This window comes from Bacteroides ovatus (assembly GCF_001314995.1).
GTDB classification, from domain to species: domain Bacteria; phylum Bacteroidota; class Bacteroidia; order Bacteroidales; family Bacteroidaceae; genus Bacteroides; species Bacteroides ovatus.
In genome coordinates, this window is sequence record NZ_CP012938.1 from 376,641 (window position 1) to 393,828 (window position 17,188).

Annotated in this window: 11 protein-coding genes; 3 read left to right on the top strand and 8 right to left on the bottom strand. The window is 38.0% G+C overall.

What is annotated here, in order from left to right; translation table 11 throughout:
- Positions 1 to 17: 17 nt before the first annotated feature.
- Genes Bovatus_RS01435 through Bovatus_RS01445 form a run of 3 tightly spaced genes read left to right on the top strand, consistent with a single transcriptional unit; the run spans position 18 to position 5,522 of the window.
- On the top strand, positions 18 to 1,451 hold the full coding sequence (locus Bovatus_RS01435) for a calcineurin-like phosphoesterase C-terminal domain-containing protein (protein ID WP_004297569.1): 1,434 nt from the start codon (positions 18 to 20) through the stop codon (positions 1,449 to 1,451).
- Positions 1,452 to 1,458: 7 nt separating this feature from the next.
- Positions 1,459 to 4,113 carry an alpha amylase family protein gene (locus tag Bovatus_RS01440; RefSeq protein WP_052587884.1) on the top strand — a complete coding sequence of 885 codons (2,655 nt, stop codon included), beginning with the start codon at positions 1,459 to 1,461 and terminating at the stop codon, positions 4,111 to 4,113.
- On the top strand, positions 4,110 to 5,522 hold the full coding sequence (locus tag Bovatus_RS01445; RefSeq protein WP_004297572.1) for a DUF5009 domain-containing protein: 1,413 nt from the start codon (positions 4,110 to 4,112) through the stop codon (positions 5,520 to 5,522). Before Bovatus_RS01440 ends, Bovatus_RS01445 begins: the two co-directional genes overlap by 4 nt.
- A gap of 655 nt (positions 5,523 to 6,177) precedes the next feature.
- Here Bovatus_RS01445 and Bovatus_RS01450 read toward each other — a convergent pair.
- From Bovatus_RS01450 to Bovatus_RS01485, 8 genes are all read right to left on the bottom strand, one after another.
- Positions 6,178 to 7,248, bottom strand: coding sequence for an SGNH/GDSL hydrolase family protein (locus Bovatus_RS01450; RefSeq protein WP_004297574.1), 1,071 nt, complete (start codon positions 7,246 to 7,248; stop codon positions 6,178 to 6,180).
- Between the two features lie 5 nt (positions 7,249 to 7,253).
- Positions 7,254 to 8,441, bottom strand: coding sequence for a glycoside hydrolase family 10 protein (locus Bovatus_RS01455; protein WP_004297575.1), 1,188 nt, complete (start codon positions 8,439 to 8,441; stop codon positions 7,254 to 7,256).
- A gap of 44 nt (positions 8,442 to 8,485) precedes the next feature.
- A complete protein-coding gene (locus Bovatus_RS01460) occupies positions 8,486 to 9,634 on the bottom strand; it encodes a phosphodiester glycosidase family protein (RefSeq protein ID WP_167560846.1) in 1,149 nt (382 codons plus the stop codon).
- 121 nt (positions 9,635 to 9,755) lie between these two features.
- Positions 9,756 to 12,086 (bottom strand): phosphodiester glycosidase family protein, encoded by a 2,331-nt coding sequence (locus Bovatus_RS01465; RefSeq protein ID WP_004297577.1) that lies wholly within the window; start codon positions 12,084 to 12,086, stop codon positions 9,756 to 9,758.
- 7 nt (positions 12,087 to 12,093) lie between these two features.
- Entirely contained in the window at positions 12,094 to 13,497 is a 1,404-nt protein-coding gene (locus Bovatus_RS01470; RefSeq protein WP_004297578.1) for a DUF5009 domain-containing protein, read from the bottom strand.
- Positions 13,498 to 13,525: 28 nt separating this feature from the next.
- Entirely contained in the window at positions 13,526 to 14,410 is an 885-nt protein-coding gene (locus Bovatus_RS01475) for a hypothetical protein (RefSeq protein WP_004297579.1), read from the bottom strand.
- 40 nt (positions 14,411 to 14,450) lie between these two features.
- The gene (locus Bovatus_RS01480; RefSeq protein WP_004297580.1) at positions 14,451 to 15,326 is read right to left on the bottom strand and encodes a hypothetical protein; all 876 of its coding nucleotides are present in this window, start codon (positions 15,324 to 15,326) and stop codon (positions 14,451 to 14,453) included.
- 57 nt (positions 15,327 to 15,383) lie between these two features.
- Positions 15,384 to 17,177 carry a DUF5018 domain-containing protein gene (locus Bovatus_RS01485; RefSeq protein ID WP_004297581.1) on the bottom strand — a complete coding sequence of 598 codons (1,794 nt, stop codon included), beginning with the start codon at positions 17,175 to 17,177 and terminating at the stop codon, positions 15,384 to 15,386.
- Positions 17,178 to 17,188 lie beyond the last annotated feature (11 nt).

Consider the following 17,188-nt stretch of genomic DNA (forward strand, 5'->3'; position numbering starts at 1 on the left):
GAACTAACCAACTAATTATGAAAATATATTTATTACAATTCTTTTTATTAATAGGTCTGGGCTTGAATTTACAAGCCCAGATTCCTTCTAACCCTATTCGCGGGAAAGTAACCTGTAATGGGACAGGAGTCCCGGGGGTAGTAGTGACCGACGGAATAGACTGTGTGTTGACTGACCAACAAGGCCAATATACTCTCCCCCCTAATAGGGATGTTCGTTTCATTTATTTATCCACTCCTTCCGGATATTTACCGAAAACAGAACAAACAATACCTTTATTCTATCAGAAGCTGAATCCGGCCAAGCAAGATATTTACGACTTCGAATTGGTAAGAAATCCGCAAAATGAGATCAATCATTTGTTTTTGGTGCAGGCAGATGCGCAGGTTACTTCCGAAGATGACGTAAAGGCTTATGCTAAATATCTGCAAGATATGAAAGAATATATTCGTCCGTATATGGGCAAAAAAGAAGTATTCGGCATAGATTGTGGGGATATCGTAGGAGATACTCCTTCTTTATATCCTTCCTATATAGATACGGTATCATCATTAGAGATTCCCATCTATCGGGCAATTGGTAATCACGACATGACGTATGGAGGGCGTACTTTTGAATATTCTTATCGCACTTTCGAAAGTTATTTCGGTCCTATCTACTATTCATTAAATAAAGGTAATGCTCATTATATCGTGCTTGACAATTGCTTTTATGTCAACCGTGATTATCAATATATAGGTTACATTGATGAACGTACTTTCCAATGGCTGGAGAAAGACCTCTCTTATGTGCCCAAAGACAAACTTGTCTTTGTAGTGATGCACATTCCTTCCAGTCTTCAGAAGAAGCTAAGATATAACACGCTAGATCAAGATGAAACGGTCAATACAGCTGCACTATATAAATTATTGGAAGGTTATAATGCCCACATCATTTCCGGACATACACATTTTAATGTAAACGTATGTTTTAATGACTCATTAATGGAACATAACACAGCTGCCGTATGCGGTACTTGGTGGCGTGCAGATATTAATGTGGATGGTACTCCGAGGGGATATGGGGTATATGAAGTAGACGGGAACCAAGTGAAATGGCTATATAAAAGTGCAGGCTACCCGAAAGAGCATCAATTACATGTATATCAGGCCGGATCATCTGACGAGTACCCTTCCGATATTATTGCTAACGTATGGAACTGGGATGAACAGTGGAAAGTGGAATGGTATGAAAACGGAAAGCGAATGGGAGAAATGCAACGCTACAAAGGATATGATCCTGCAGCCAAAGCAATCTGTTCTGACAAAGAAAAGGTGAAATATGAATGGATTTCCCCAGTTCTTACCGAACATCTATTTCATGCTACTCCCCGTAATAAAAATGCTAAAATAGAAGTGAAAGTAACAGATCGCTTCGGCAATGTGTATACTGAAGCTGTCGAAAACAAATAAGAATCATATGTTAAAAGCCAAATATTTTATATTATTGATATGCTTCTCGTTTCTCCTGAAAACAGAAGCGAAAGTAACCCTTACTTCCATTTGGGGGGATAATATGGTGTTACAGCAACAATCGGAAGTTACTTTTTCCGGAACAGCGACTTCGGGAAAACGTGTGCAGGCTACCGCTTCATGGAATAATAAAAAAATCCAAACGAATGTTGATGCAAAAGGTGAATGGAAACTTTCTCTCCAAACACCGGTAGCTGGAGGTCCGTATAGTATTACGTTCTCGGATGGAGAGGACCTCACATTGCAGAATATTTTAATAGGAGAAGTCTGGTTCTGTTCCGGACAGTCGAATATGGAAATGCCAGTGAAAGGATTCCGTGGACAGCCTGTGTTTGGTTCCCAACCATACATTGTATCTGCTAATCCCAAACGTCCACTGCGTTTCTATACTGTAAAAAATGCCTGGAGTACCATTCCACAGGAAGCTGGGGTGGACGGAGAATGGAAAGAAGCCTCTCCGGAAGATGTTGCTGATTTCAGTGCAACTGCCTATTTCTTTGGCAATCAGTTACAGCAATCTTTGGATGTTCCTGTCGGTCTGATACATTGTTCCTGGAGCATGTCAAAAATAGAGGCTTGGATGAATAAAGAGACTTTATCGGGCTTTCCGGAAATAGCATTGCCTGATGTAGCACAGAAAGAGTTCGGGTGGACGGCAGGGACTCCTACATTATTGTGGAATGCAATGGTGAATCCATGGAAAGGATTTCCTGTTAAAGGAGTGATTTGGTATCAAGGTGAAGCAAACACACCCGATCCCGGATTATATAAGAGATTATTTCCTGCAATGGTTTCTCAATGGAGAACATTCTTCAACAATCCCCAAATGCCATTTTATTACGTACAGATTGCACCATGGAAATCGGAAGGCAATGATAAACTGGATTGGGCTTGGTTCCGTCAATGCCAGCTGGAGCTGATGTCAGCTGTTCCAAATGTTGGAATGGTGACCACAGGTGATGCCGGGAGTGAAAACTTTATTCATTCGCCCTATAAGATAAAGGTCGGTGAACGACTGGCTTATTGGGCATTGGCAAAAACGTATCATCGTAAAGGTATTCAATATTCCGGTCCTATATACAAATCCCACTGGGTAAAAGGGAATGTAGTAGAAATAGACTTTGAACATGGTGAAGAAGGATTGACTCCGGAAAATCAAAACGTGAAAGGATTTGAAATAGTGGGGACGGATGGTATATTCCGACCGGCCAAAGCGGAAATTATCAATGGTTCTTCTACTGTAAAGGTCTGGAATGATTCGATCAATGACCCCATAGAGGTACGTTATTGTTTCCGGAATTATATGTTGGGAGAATTATGCAATAATGCGGCTATTCCTGCTTCTCCTTTCCGGATTGTAATCAAAAAGAAACCTGCGTTAATGTGGTTCGATGCCGAAGCTAACTTCGAACGTTTCAGCCATAAAGACTCGATTGACTATTATTTGGAGAAAATCAAATCAGTAGGTTTCACTCATGCAATAGTGGATATACGGCCCATTACGGGAGAAGTACTTTATCAAAGTCAGTTTGCCTCACAAATGAAAGAGTGGAAAGGCGCAAAGGCCGGGAATTTTGATTATTTGCAATACTTCATTAAAAAAGGGCACGAATTGGGGCTTGAGATTCATGCTTCATTAAATGTATTCTGTGCCGGACACAATTATTTCGATCGTGGAATGGTATATAGTGGACATCCGGACTGGGCATCCATGGTATATACTCCCGATAAAGGCATTATTCCGATTACGGAAGAAAAACAAAAATATGGTGCTATGGTTAATCCTCTGAATGAGGAGTATCGTGCGCATATTCTAAATGTACTGAAAGAAGTAGTGACCAAATACCCTGATTTGGATGGCTTGATGCTCGACCGCGTACGCTATGATGGTATAACAGCCGACTTCTCACCGCTTTCACGCGAAAAGTTTGAAGCGTATATAGGTAAGAAAATGGCGAAGTTCCCCGAAGATATTTTTGTTTGGAAGAAGAATACGGATGGGAAGTTTATCACACAACCGGGAAAGTATTTCCAGAAATGGATGGAATGGAGAACGAAAAACATTACTGATTTTATGGCATTGGCACGTAAGGAAGTGAAAGCCGCCAATCCAAAAGTTTCTTTCGGCACATATACCGGAGCTTGGTATCCGTCTTACTATGAAGTGGGAGTTAATTTCGCCAGCAAAAAGTATGATCCGGCTAAAGACTTCAGTTGGGCCACTCCCGAATATAAAAATTACGGATACGCGGAACTGATCGATTTGTATGCAACCGGAAATTACTATACAGACATAACGATAGAGGAATACAAGAAAACGAACCGCAACATCTGGAACGAGACAGATTCGCAGGCTCAAGCCGGTACATGGTACTGTGTAGAAGGTTCCTGTCAGCACTTGCGTCAGATTCTTAAAGACAACAAGTTTATGGGCGGCATCTTGGTGGATCAGTTCTATGATAATCCGGGGAAATTATCCGAAACAATAGAGATGAACCTTCGTCGATCGGATGGACTAATGGTATTTGATATAGTACACATCATCCAAAAGAATCTTTGGAAAGAAGTAGAAAAAGGAATGCGCGAGGGGGGAGCTTTATGAACAACAGAGCTTTAGCTTTAGATGCCTTACGGGGATATGCGATTATTACGATGGTGCTTTCGGCTACCATCGTAACGCATGTTCTTCCCGGTTGGATGAGTCATGCTCAAACGCCTCCGCCAGATCATGTGTTTAATCCTCTGTTGCCCGGTATTACTTGGGTAGATCTTGTGTTTCCTTTTTTCCTGTTCGCTATGGGAACCGCGTTTCCTTTTTCCATAAGGAAGCGTGCTGAAAAAGGTGATTCAAAGTTAAAACTGGTTTATGAAGCTGTCAAACGGGGGATTCAGTTGACTTTCTTTGCTATTTTCATCCAGCATTTTTATCCGTATATGTTAAGTTCTCCGCAAGATATGAGAGCATGGCTGCTGGCTATACTCTGTTTTGCTGTTCTATTTCCCATGTTCATGCGCATTCCTTTGAAAATGCCGGATTGGGTACATATTTCAATAAAAGTGGGAGCTTACATTGTCGCTGCCATTATGTTGGCTACCACTTCTTATGCGGATGGGAAAACATTCAGCTTATTCTCCAGCAACATTATCATTTTGCTGTTGGCTAATATGGCTATTTTCGGTTCTATCCTTTACATTTTCACAATGCATAATCGTTGGATGCGTTTAGGAATTCTGATATTGCTGATGGCTATGATAGTAGGGAGTACGGTTGACGGTTCGTGGACACAGAGTGTATTTAATTATACTCCTCTGCCGTGGATGTATCGGTTTGATTATTTGAAATACTTATTTATCGTTATTCCCGGCAGTATAGCCGGGGAGTATTTAGCGGAGTGGATGAAAGCATATCAAAAAGAGACGGATGATTATGCTACATCTCCTTATCATAAAATGAGTATTATGTTGATGATATTATCCGTTGTTATCATCATTAGCAATCTTTACGGTCTATACACTCGTAATTTGGTTGTCAACCTTGTGTTTACTGTTTTATTGTTATTAGCTGGTAAGTGTATATTTCCACGTAAAGTGGATGGAATAGCTTTATTATGGAGAAAGTTGTTTAACGCAGGGGCATATTTACTTCTTCTGGGTTTGTGCTTTGAGCCTTTCCAGGATGGTATTAAAAAAGATCCAACTACTTTTAGTTATTTCTTTGTCACTTCCGGACTGGCTTTTCTAGCTCTTTTATTTCTAAGTATCGTTTGTGATTATTTCCGGTGTGTGAAAAGTACTCGTTTTTTGGTGATGTCCGGTCAGAATCCGATGATAGCTTATGTGGTCGGCGATTTGTTGATTATGCCATTGGCTAATATACTTGGAATTGCTTCATTATTATCTTATTTTCAACAAAATGCCTGGTTGGGATTTCTTCAAGGAGTAATCCTTACTTCTTTGGCTGTTTTAGTAACTATGTTCTTCACAAAAATCAAATGGTTTTGGAGAACATAAATATCAATATGATTAGTTTATATCAAATTGATCGACATATTGTCGTTCTTTCTTTGATTTTATTATTTCTCACTTTTTGTAAATGAGAGAAAGTAGAAAGAGAAAACAATAAAATACGGTATTTATATGCATAATTACGAATAAAAGAACGGTCATTTGCATATAAATTACCGTATTATTATAGAAAAACACACGCTTGATTGTAATGAAACGTACGGTTAGTTTTAAAGAAACACACGGTTGGTTTTAAAGAAACGTCACGTACATTTAAAAGGAAGCATATTCTGCTCGTAAAAACATGATTTATTGATTTATTAGAAGTGCTTTGATGAATTTGTTTTATTAAACAAAAAGCACGAAAAGATTGATAAATATATTCACTATGTAATGCATGATATTAAATAGAAATGATTGTGCTCTACAAAGGAAGGATTTCTTTAATTTCTGAATAATACTAATGCTTAATCTACGCGATTCTTTTCTATGTCCAGTTAACAAGCTGAATAAATTCAATTATAGCATCATTCAAATACCAAAATGATATTTTACCATTTTGATATTTGGAGATTTGTTTTTACCGATATAACATATAAAAAGCCATCTATTAGGAGTATTAAAAATAGTGACGCTATACCGAGCCGATAGCGTCACTATTTTATTTGATTGCTTTCTTAATGATTGGACAAACTAAATCTGCATATCTCATCATGCCTAAATCTGTGAAATGAATACCGTCTATAGTAGCTTCTCCATCTTCTCCCAGCATATTTTTGGAAGAAATAAAAATGATATTCTTTTCATTTTCTTTTTTTAGCCGATTGAATATCTCCTTTAATGTGTCATTCTTTCTTTGCACTTCTTTAGCTATTCTCTCATCATAAAGTGTATGAGTGAAAATAGGATCTTCTATAAAAATAACTGGCGTATCCGGATGTTTACTACGAATGATAAGATAGAATGTCTCCATACGTTCTTTCATCTGTTCTACAGAAGCATTAGGCACAAAGTCCAAAACAAAAACACTGGCATCTACCTCGGCTATCACTTTGGCAACTTCTAAATCTAAAAGTGCATTTCCACTGAATCCCAGATTGATACATTCACGATTTAATCTTCTTGATATAATGTTTGTATGTGCCATTCCGGGACGTGAAGCACAACCTCCTTGAAGAATACTGGTTCCATAAAATACAATCGGCTTCTGGCGAATCGGATAATCAATTAAAGGCTGATCAATAGTAGCTAACGAATCAATCCCTATAGATAGCGAAACCAAACCGTCATAGAGAGGAAGATAAAGCATATATTCTCTCTCTTCCGGTTGCATGTTAGCAATGATTGTTGCTTGATTTGTTTTTCCATTTGGACGGGCACTATTTATGAATCTCCATTTTCCATTACCTTCCCAACAGTATAAATCAAGTCCTTTCACTCCCGTATCAGTCATGTGATTCATATGATTATTGAAGAGATTCTCCCATTTCACAGCTATATGAGTGGAATTACTACGAAATCGTATTGCCATTCCTGCCGAATTACGACTCAAGTACCAGAGAGGAGGACGTGATATGTTTTTTAATGAGTCTGGAAACCTTTCATATCGTGCTCCATTGTTTTCTGTTACTTTTCCTAATAGAGGGAAGTTTGATGCATCATAGTATATTATCTGGGCAAAGCTTATGGCTTGTCCACAAAGTAAAAGTCCAATTAAAATATATCTTATCATAGCATTTAATTTTCTGGAAATTTAATCTTCTGATAATATGTCTGTTTTAAGACTTTCCTAACAGAAGGATTATCAATCCCCTTATTATAAAAATAAATTTCACTATTAATCCCCAACTCTCGGTTTATACGAAGTTGCTTTTGTAATAGTTCCGGAGACATTTTGGAATTACTTCCCTCCATCAAAATCATGCCAGGTGCAAACAATTGGTTTGGATTATTCTGATGTATATACTTTAAAACTTCTGAAACCGTAGCACGATAAGCGTCAACACTATAACGATAACACTGAACAGCTAACAGATCACAAACTTTCTCTTTACACCAACGAGGCCATTCCTGCATTAGATTCTCTTCACACCAAGGATAGGGGTTTGGGGCGAAACTAATCATTACATTTGGGCTCTTTGCTTTGATTCTTTTATATAATCGTTTTGCAAAGGTATTTAAAATATCCAAACGCCAATGTACCCATTCCGAATTATTATAATCTACAGGAGGATTATTCCCTTGATGTTGTGACTGATAAAGAGAAACTGTATAGGTATCATATCCGGAATTCCGAGGCATAGCGGGAAAGCGATCATCCCCTTGAATACCATCTAAATCAGGATAAAGCATCAATGCTTCTTCTATAAGTTCTATTAAGAAATTCTGCACGGCAGGATTATAGGCATTGAAATAGTAATCATGTTGATTATAATTAGCAGGGTGTTGTTGATTGTCTATTCCTAGCCAGTGGGGGTTCTTTGCTAACAAAGGATTATTAGGTGATATCGGACGTCCTTCTCCCATAAAGCCATACTCAAACCAGAAAAACACTTTTATATCGTGTTTATGAGCTTCATCAATCAAATCACGTACCGGATCATTAGTTGGACTTTGATATTGCTTTGAATATCCACTTAGTAAATAACTTTCTTCTTGTGTTTTATAAGTAGAATAATGCATCAACACGTCACTTCTATATATCGTTTTAGTTTCCGCATAAGATACAAGAAATATGGAATTCATATTCAACTCATCCAATGTCTTTACAAAATCTTTCACTCCCTGATAGGAATGTAATACAGGGGTGAAACGGGGAGCAGGGACCCAGACTCCCCGAATCCCTTGCTCTGTTGTTTTTGCTATACTTTGTAGACTAATAAATAAAATCGAAAGACATAAACAAAACCTTAACTTTTTACTCATAAATAATAATTGGTTGGTTAATTACTAGTATTCTATAATTACCTCTATTTTATTGCTACTGCTGTTGTTACAGAACGTTGTGCACCATCACTTGGCTTGATAGTCTCCTGTCCATTAACCAACATACAGCTCGAACCACCGCCATCCAGATTCATAGCATCCAGGCAGCCAAGATCTCTTAAAATATAAGCGACCTCCTCTAATGTGAATCCCGGAACATTAGGTGTCTTATTTCTTCCTTCACAAACAAAAAATATCAATCGGTTATCTCCAGTAATACCAATAGCAGAACGTGGGTTGTTACTGGTTGGTCCGATACCACTGGCAGTATCGAATAATTCTGCCTCCCATGTATTTTTATACAATCCGTTTTTTAATAGTACAGGACCTCCTCCTATTGCATTTTTAGCTTTCCATATAGAAGCTCCCTCCGGATAATTTACTGACGGAATCTGCATAGGGGAAACTCCTGACTTATTAGGTGAAGGAGCGGGATAAGCATAGGTTTGACCGGAAGATACAGTATATACCCAATTTACCTCAAATTTGCCATTCTCTATTTCTCCAAAAGCTGAACGAGTGGGATAAAATGCCACATTTGAGGTTCCATCCGAACGCGACATTGATTGCAAATTAGGAGCCAACATTACATTGTTTCTATAGAGTAAACTCACAGTGGCGCCATTGGAAGCAAAATACCCTCCATTCATCACAATTGCAGGTTTTACAGATTCTGCATTATAAAATTGTGTGAGTGTTTTTACTCCTGTGGCATTTCCAAGTACACTAAAACTTGCATTTTTATCCATATCAGCTACGGCAATGTAAGCTACTGCATTTTTACCTTTTAAAGTAGAAGGTGATTTGTATATAGCCAGATAATCGGGAAGAGTTCCCCATTCGGTCGATTTTACCCACCCCAAAGTTGCCGGATCTACAATATTATATTCAGTGTCTATTATAAAATGATATGTTATTATCTCTTCTTTGTATTTAAGAGTAACAGAAGCTGGCTTGGTGAAATCATATACGGACTCTGTATTTGCTGGTTCTACCATTTCTACCCCTTTAGCCAAAGTTAAATTTACGTGTACATTGGATAAATCTCCTCCTGTTATCAATTTAATGAAAATAGTCCTGGAGGGAGTATCAATTTTAATTTCGTCAGTTTGCATATTGGTTACTCTAGCCATAAGTATATAATTTATGGAAATAGACTCTTTTTTATCTCCACAGGCTAATAGTATAAAGACATAGTAGAATAACAATAATATTCTAATAAAGATTTTCATCATATCATAGTTTTAGATCATACTATCTTGCAAATAACACAGTAGCAACCGGTCGTTGATGATGATATTTATTACATGGTTTTATAGTCTCTTTACCATTAATCAACATACAGCTCGAACCTCCTCCGTCTAAATTAAGTGCATCTACACACCCGAATGATCTCATTAACCGGGCAAGTTGGGCTAGAGTCATACCTGGAATATCCGGTGTTTGTTCGCGTCCTTCACAAACAAATAAAATCAATTTCCCGTCTTGCGTAACTCCTACCGCAGAACGAGGCTGACAAGTCTGTGGATTTATACCACTTGCAACGTCTAATAGTTCTTCTACCCAACTATTACGAATCGTTCCATCCTTGATTAATATAGGACCTGCACCAATTCCCATTTCGGCAGTCCAGACTTTTGCCCCTTTTGGAAAGCCTTTTGATGGCACAGATAACGGAGGACGTGTGGAGCTGTTTAAGGCCGGCATATCATACGCATAGGTTTGTTGAGCCGATTTATATATCCAGTCAACATGATATGTCCCATCTGTATAAAGACTGAAAACTGAACGGGTAGGGTAATATGCAGTCTTTTTACCTTCCAATAAGCGATTCACTACAGATATGTTGTCAGATAAGATTTTTCCATTTTTGCATATAAGACTAACAGTCCTTCCATTAGCAAAATATCCTCCATTTAATACAATAGATGGTTTTCTTTTTTCTGACTGGTAAAATTCTATCGGAGTTTTTACCCCACTATCTGCACCTCCGACATCCAAACTCCCTCCTTTCTTGGTATCTACAACTGCTATATAAGCATTTGTTCGTGTACTTTCAATCCATTCCGGAGAATGATAAACACTAATGTATTCGGGTAACTTCCCAAAAGTAGTGACACGGGCCCATCCTAGCTTTTCAGGGTTCTGAAAATCCATTTTTCGCAAGTCCATCCGAAAAGGAGCTGCTGGTAATCCGGCATTGTTTACCAGATTTCCACGCAGAAAATTACGGAAAGCATAACGTACATAAACTGGTTGAGCCACTTTGTCACTCCATACTTTTACACGAGAGGTTCCATTTATGATTTCGGCATTGGCTGGATAAAATATACTATCTTCACTTGCAATCTCAAAACCTACTAAAGGCTCATTCTCCGGGTTTAGTCCATCATCTGCATGATCAAAGAGAATTTCAATTATCTTTCCGTTCTTCATATATGAACGATGGATAGGACCACTATATTCAAATCCCTCTAACTGATATGTTTTAGCTAATGCCCAATACGCTAAACGCTGGCCGATCTCTCGTTTTTTGGGCGCATGAATGAATTTCTCCGAACCAAGATCGTTTGTGAATGCCATACCTGTATTAGAAACTTCATGCATACTTTCCAATTGCGCTTCTCGAAAGATGGCCCTCTGAAACGGTCGGTCTACAGGTGACGCAACAGGTGCTATTTCTGTATAATAAATAGGCAAGTCTTTCGAACGGAACAATGCTCTGTTTTGCTTGGCCCACACAGCAAACAAACGCTGATATTGTTCCGGCCGTGCAGAATTAGACTCTCCTTGATACCATATCATTCCTTTAATATTATAATTCTCCAGCGGTTTAATCATGGCATTGTATAATACGGTAGGAGTACCATTAGCATATTTCAATTGTGGATTCTCTGCCGGAGTCAGATCGACTTCGGGAAATTGCAGGAGATTTTCTTTACTAATCCATGGCTCAATTGAAGACCCGCTCCAGGAGGCATGAATCAACCCTACCGGTATTCCTAAAACTTTCTGTAATTGATCGCCATAATAATAAGCTACGGCACTAAAAGTAGAAACAGACTTTGGAGTGTTTTTTTCCCATTGCCCTGTTACATCCTCTTCCAGAATACTACTGTATGCACGTTGCACTGTAAACAATCGTAATGAACGATTAGGATTTACATTTACTATCGTATTCTGTGATTCTGCAGCAGGTTGGCCCCGAAAGCCTTTCACGGGCATTTCCATATTCGATTGACCGGAGCACAACCAGACTTCTCCAATCAAAACATCATCTAATAGCAGTTCTTCACCATCTGAAATACGAATAGTGTACGGACCTCCAGCTTCCGGAGTTGTGACGGTTACTATCCAATCTCCCTTTTTATTACTATTCACTTCCTGCTGTTGTGCGTTCCATGAGGTATATATGGTAACTTTCTTATTAGGTGTAGCTTTCCCCCACAGCCTTACTTCTGACTTTTGTTGGAGCACCATCCCGTTACCTAAAATAGAGGGGAGCTGAATTTTAGCTTCACCATAAGAGCAATAGGAACACAGGATGAAGATGATATACGTTATTTTCTTTATTAGTAGTTTCATATCTCGATTATGTTCTCCAGAACCATTTAAGTTTTGTGAAAATTATAGCTATTAATGTCGCCAATGCAGTGATAATAACTCCTCGTAAGAAACCGAGCCAGGCATTTTGCTGAAGATAGGCTAAACATGATGCTACTCCTATCAGATTCAACATAGGCATTACTACCAAATTAGTAGCTACATAGGCAATCATAGGGTTTTGTCCTGCCATTTCCAATGGGCGTGTCAATCGCCGATATTTATAGATATCACATAGAATTGAAAAAACAATCATCGCCATAAAGGCAAGACCAGCAGTAACAAAATAGTAACTGTAGGTTGAATCATCCTTACGGATTCCGCCTTCATAAGCTTCAAAGAATAAACCTAGCATAAGTAAATAAGCTCCCGCAACAAATAGTTTTCTCCAATAATCCATGTTGTTACTTCTTGTTTTCAGAAGCCAATAAATACAAGCTAAAATAACAACTGTACCACCTAAGTTTAATAATAACTGACGCGTATACAGACCATACAGATTAAAGATAATAACCCCAGTAGTTAATAATAGAATTAGGGGGATTTTCCTTTTCTCTTCTAAAGACGAAGCGGCCTCTGTTCTGTTTTGTAGCCATTCTTTTAAGTATTCGCCGGCAATACTTCCGGGAATGATAATAAATAAGTATTTCAAATAATAAAAACTATACATCCAGGGAATCGGAGAATAGTTCATCAGGACCTTCACCCAAGAGCCGTCAGTTTTACTTCCTAGAAAAACAGCCATAATAAATGGGAGAATAGCTATTCTGGCCCATTTATTATTTGCCGTAAACAAGTATGCCAAAGAACCGAAAATAGACATATTTGCCAAAACTAGAATAATAATATTACTATATGACAGGCTAAATTCTCTGCCATTAGCATAACTTACAGTAAGTAACATGAAAACGCCTAACATATAAGCAGATAGCTGTATCCCTCCACGCAACCATTTAGACATTTTAACCGGAATTCTCATAAACATGGGAAACATAAGAACAAATGCCGATAGGGCCAACAACCACGACCGCACATCTTGAGGAGAAGATGTTACCCAAGGATACATATGCTGGATAAAAATAGCAAAGAAAGTTAACCGGAATCCACGTAATATACAATCCCACGCTATTTTTAATTTAGATTCTCCTTTTTCCAGCTTATTACCAATAGAAAAAGGGAAAGCTGCTCCCATTGCAAATAAAAAGAATGGGAAAACTAAATCAACCCATGTTATTCCGTAAAATGATGGGTCAAATGCAAAATTAGAGCGGGGACCCACTTGTGCATGGTACATCCATCCTGGTAATACTCCTGAAGCAATGGTACCCGATAAAACCATAGTAATAATGGCATATCCTCTTAATGCATCAAGAGAGAAGGCTCTTTTATTCATGACTTATTATTTGAAATATATCTATTTGTTAATATCCTGCACCATTAATCTCTACAGATTCAGCACCAATCTTCTGTTCTGCTTCTGTTGAATTAATATCGAAATACATAGCATCCGGACAACGCATATCAGTATATCTTCCTGTATGAAGTGGAGCTTTTACTATTTTACCGTCATACATCCTGAATAAAAAACTTTCCTTCCATTGAGCACCTTCAACTTTTGTTTTCGTGGCTTGTGTCGGTTTTCCTTCATTAGATACCTGGTCAATAGCATTTACACGTTTAAATTCTCCACGAGTTCCTTGTTTGTATCCGGCACATTCATATTCTGACTCATAATGCTTACCATTACCGTCCACAATAAATTTGAGAACTCCACTTCTTATGATCTGAATAGAAATTGTAACTTCCTCACCCGGATACCAATAATATTCTTTTTGCGCAGGAGCATTTGAATAGTTAGATGCCTGTCCACTTGAATGACTTGTGCGTCTCATGAACGGGCGGAATGCTTTTCTTTCAGCGCTGATATTGCCTTGTTCATCTTTTATAACTTCCCAAGTCAAACCTATATCAGTCTCCTGTCCACCCATATTTCCTCCTAAATATATAGAAGGATTATCAAGGTATTGTCCTGGTTTACTAGGATTCTTACGATCTTCGTCAAAAGTAGCTGTAGGTAACTTTATAGTTCCTCCGATGCCTAGCCATAAATCTTTACTTGTTACGGCTTTATGATAATAGGCACCGGCAAAGCAAGCAATACTCGCTTGTGGCTTTACCTCGTCTTTAAAGTAAGTGTTAATTGGATCTGTGGGTTCTGGTTCCGGTTCCCCATCGTCGCTACTGGAACAGTTGTAAAAACCCATAGCTAAAATCACGAATAATGAATAGAATAAATATTTTTTCATCTTACATCATTTTTGTTAATCAATAATATTCTTTTGAGGATTAGTATCCATTTCCATTAATACTAATAGTTTCTGCTCCTTTTTTTCGATCTTCGTCAGTTGATATTATTTCAAAGAAATGAGTGTCCGGGCAACGCATATCTGTGAAACGTCCTTCATGAATCGGCACTTTCACTATTCCATCTTTATTTTTTCTAAAATAATAACTTTCATCCCACCGACTATTCAGCACCTTTGTTTTTGTAGCTTGCGCCGGTTTACCTTCATTCGCAACTTGGTCAATGGCATTCACCCGCTTAAAGGTACCCAATTCGCCCGGAATATAACCTTCACAGTCATAGTCACATTCAAAACGTTTCCCAGCTCCTTCTATTACAAAATGTACTTTATGGGGTTCTAGTACTTGAAAATACATTGTTACTTTTTCTCCTGGATACCAATAATATTGATCTTCCGGTGGGGCTTGTGCATAATTCGGCTCTTGTCCGTTAATATGTTCACTGCGTCTCATAAACGGACGAAAAGCTTTTCTTTCTTTGGATAGCTTACCATCTTTCTCTCGAATAACCTCCCAGGCTAATCCAAAATCCGTTTCCTGATCTCCCATATTACCTCCCAAGTATACAGATGGATTATCTAAAAATTGCCCCGGTTTCTTTGCGTTTTTTCTTGTTTGATCGAATGATAATTGAGGTAAAGTAACAGTTCCTCCAACTCCCAACCAAACATCCTTACTGGAATTCACTTTGCGATAATAGGCTCCGGGAAAACATTCGATGAACTTTTCAGGTTTCACTTCATTCTTAAAGAACGTTTCTATTGGCTTGGAAGAAGATGTTCTGTATTTATGAGAGCATGCTGTGCCTCCTATAATGAGACAAGCAAGAAAAAATATATGATTATAATTCTGTTTCATATTGATAAGAGATTAAATAGGACCATATCAATTAGGTATGGTCCTGTTTATTAGTTGTTATTTACACGCTATACGATAGAAGTATAAGCCGGAACCGGTGCAGCCAAATACTGCATATAGTTCATTGTTTTTCACCATTAAACAAGCAGAAGCTGTGCCATTACCATTAGCCCCCGATGCTTCCATTGTATAATTGAATATTTGATTATATTTACCATCAGTTATATCACAAATGCGCATAACACCTTTTTGATCTCCCGAATATGCTGTATATGCTACATACACACGGCCATTAATTGTTGTTACATCTCCACCACTGGTTCTAACTCCAGAACTTCTGGAAACTTCTCCCATAGTACTGTTCATCCAAATAAGACCATTAGTTGCACTTGTACTAAAGAATCCCATATATCCGGTCATACCTATAGGCATCGGAACCACGCTCCAATAGTAACTTGGAGTAGCAACAGGAAACGCATATTTTTGAGGAGTAGGATTCACAACTCCATTTGTAACTTTCCAAACAAAGACATCTACTGACTGTGCTTTAGTAGCAACTATTGTAGCATCACCATCTAAATCACCAATAATGCCAATACCAGCTAAACGAGGAGTCGCAGATTCACCAAGAGCTGATTTATCATATGAAATAAATTCTTTAGCTTCTGCTGTTACATTACTCCAACGATATAATACAGGTTTATCTCCAGATAAAGCCAATGAAGTTCCAAGAATATTACCTTTGTCATCTGTAGCCATTAGACGTATACCATGTCCTGCAATACTTAACCCTTTTTCATTCAAATTTTCGATTTTATTACCTGTATAGTCAAAATATGCTGGGGTTTTCTTAGTTGAAGAATGGTTGCCGGCAATAATATAAGGGTCACTAATTCCTACACTAATTAAGTTGTCGGATCCAAATCCGGCTAATTCTGTATAGTCTTTTTTGAATACAGGTTCTGCAGAAATTTGGGGTATACCAATAGTGAACTCTGTTGTTACCCCATTACTTCCTTTGATTGAAACCTTATTGTTACCATTCATCAAATTTAATCCTTGTCCAGTGAAAGATTCATCTATTTTATTTCCAAATCCAGTAGTCAGTTCTACGTTTACAGAAGTAAAATCCATTAACGCTGGAATATACGGAACTGCTACATTCTTATCATCCGTAAGCACATAATCTGTTTCAACTCCATTGATCGTTATCGTTTTTATAGATGCAGGACCTACTTCTTCCGTAGTGATAATAAACTCATAAGTATAGATTGTTTCTTCATCTACACCTTTTATTTTAAAACTTCTCGGATTTGTATAGTCTAGTGTAACACCATTCTGAAAGTCCATAATTGTTCCATTAATATATTCCATGGTAACCTTTAGTGTTGTCAAATCAGTTTCTTCCGGAACCTGGACAATCAATGATTCTTCACCTGTATGAATGTCACTATTAAGAACAGTCATTCCTTCTATTATGAAAGATACCAATTTAGGAGGAGATTGGATGCGCAATTTTGTTTGTACAGTGGTTCCATCAAATCCATTCAATGTTAAATCAAGGGGTTTACGAGCATCGTATTCCTGATCATCTATAAAATTAGCAGTACCATTTATAACCAGTAATTGTAATTTAGCTTTAGATAAATCGACTCCGGCGGGAATCAATACAGTCGTCTCTGCTGCACTGACAGAAGAAGGTGTGTATAATTCATTATTCACTTTGACTCCTACTATTTGCACAGATTCATAGGCTCTGTTTTCGTCATCATCTGAACAAGAGCTAAAAGTTACAGTAAAGAGTGTAGTAATACACATCATACTGAATATTAAGTTTATTAGTTTTTTCATCTTTCACGAGT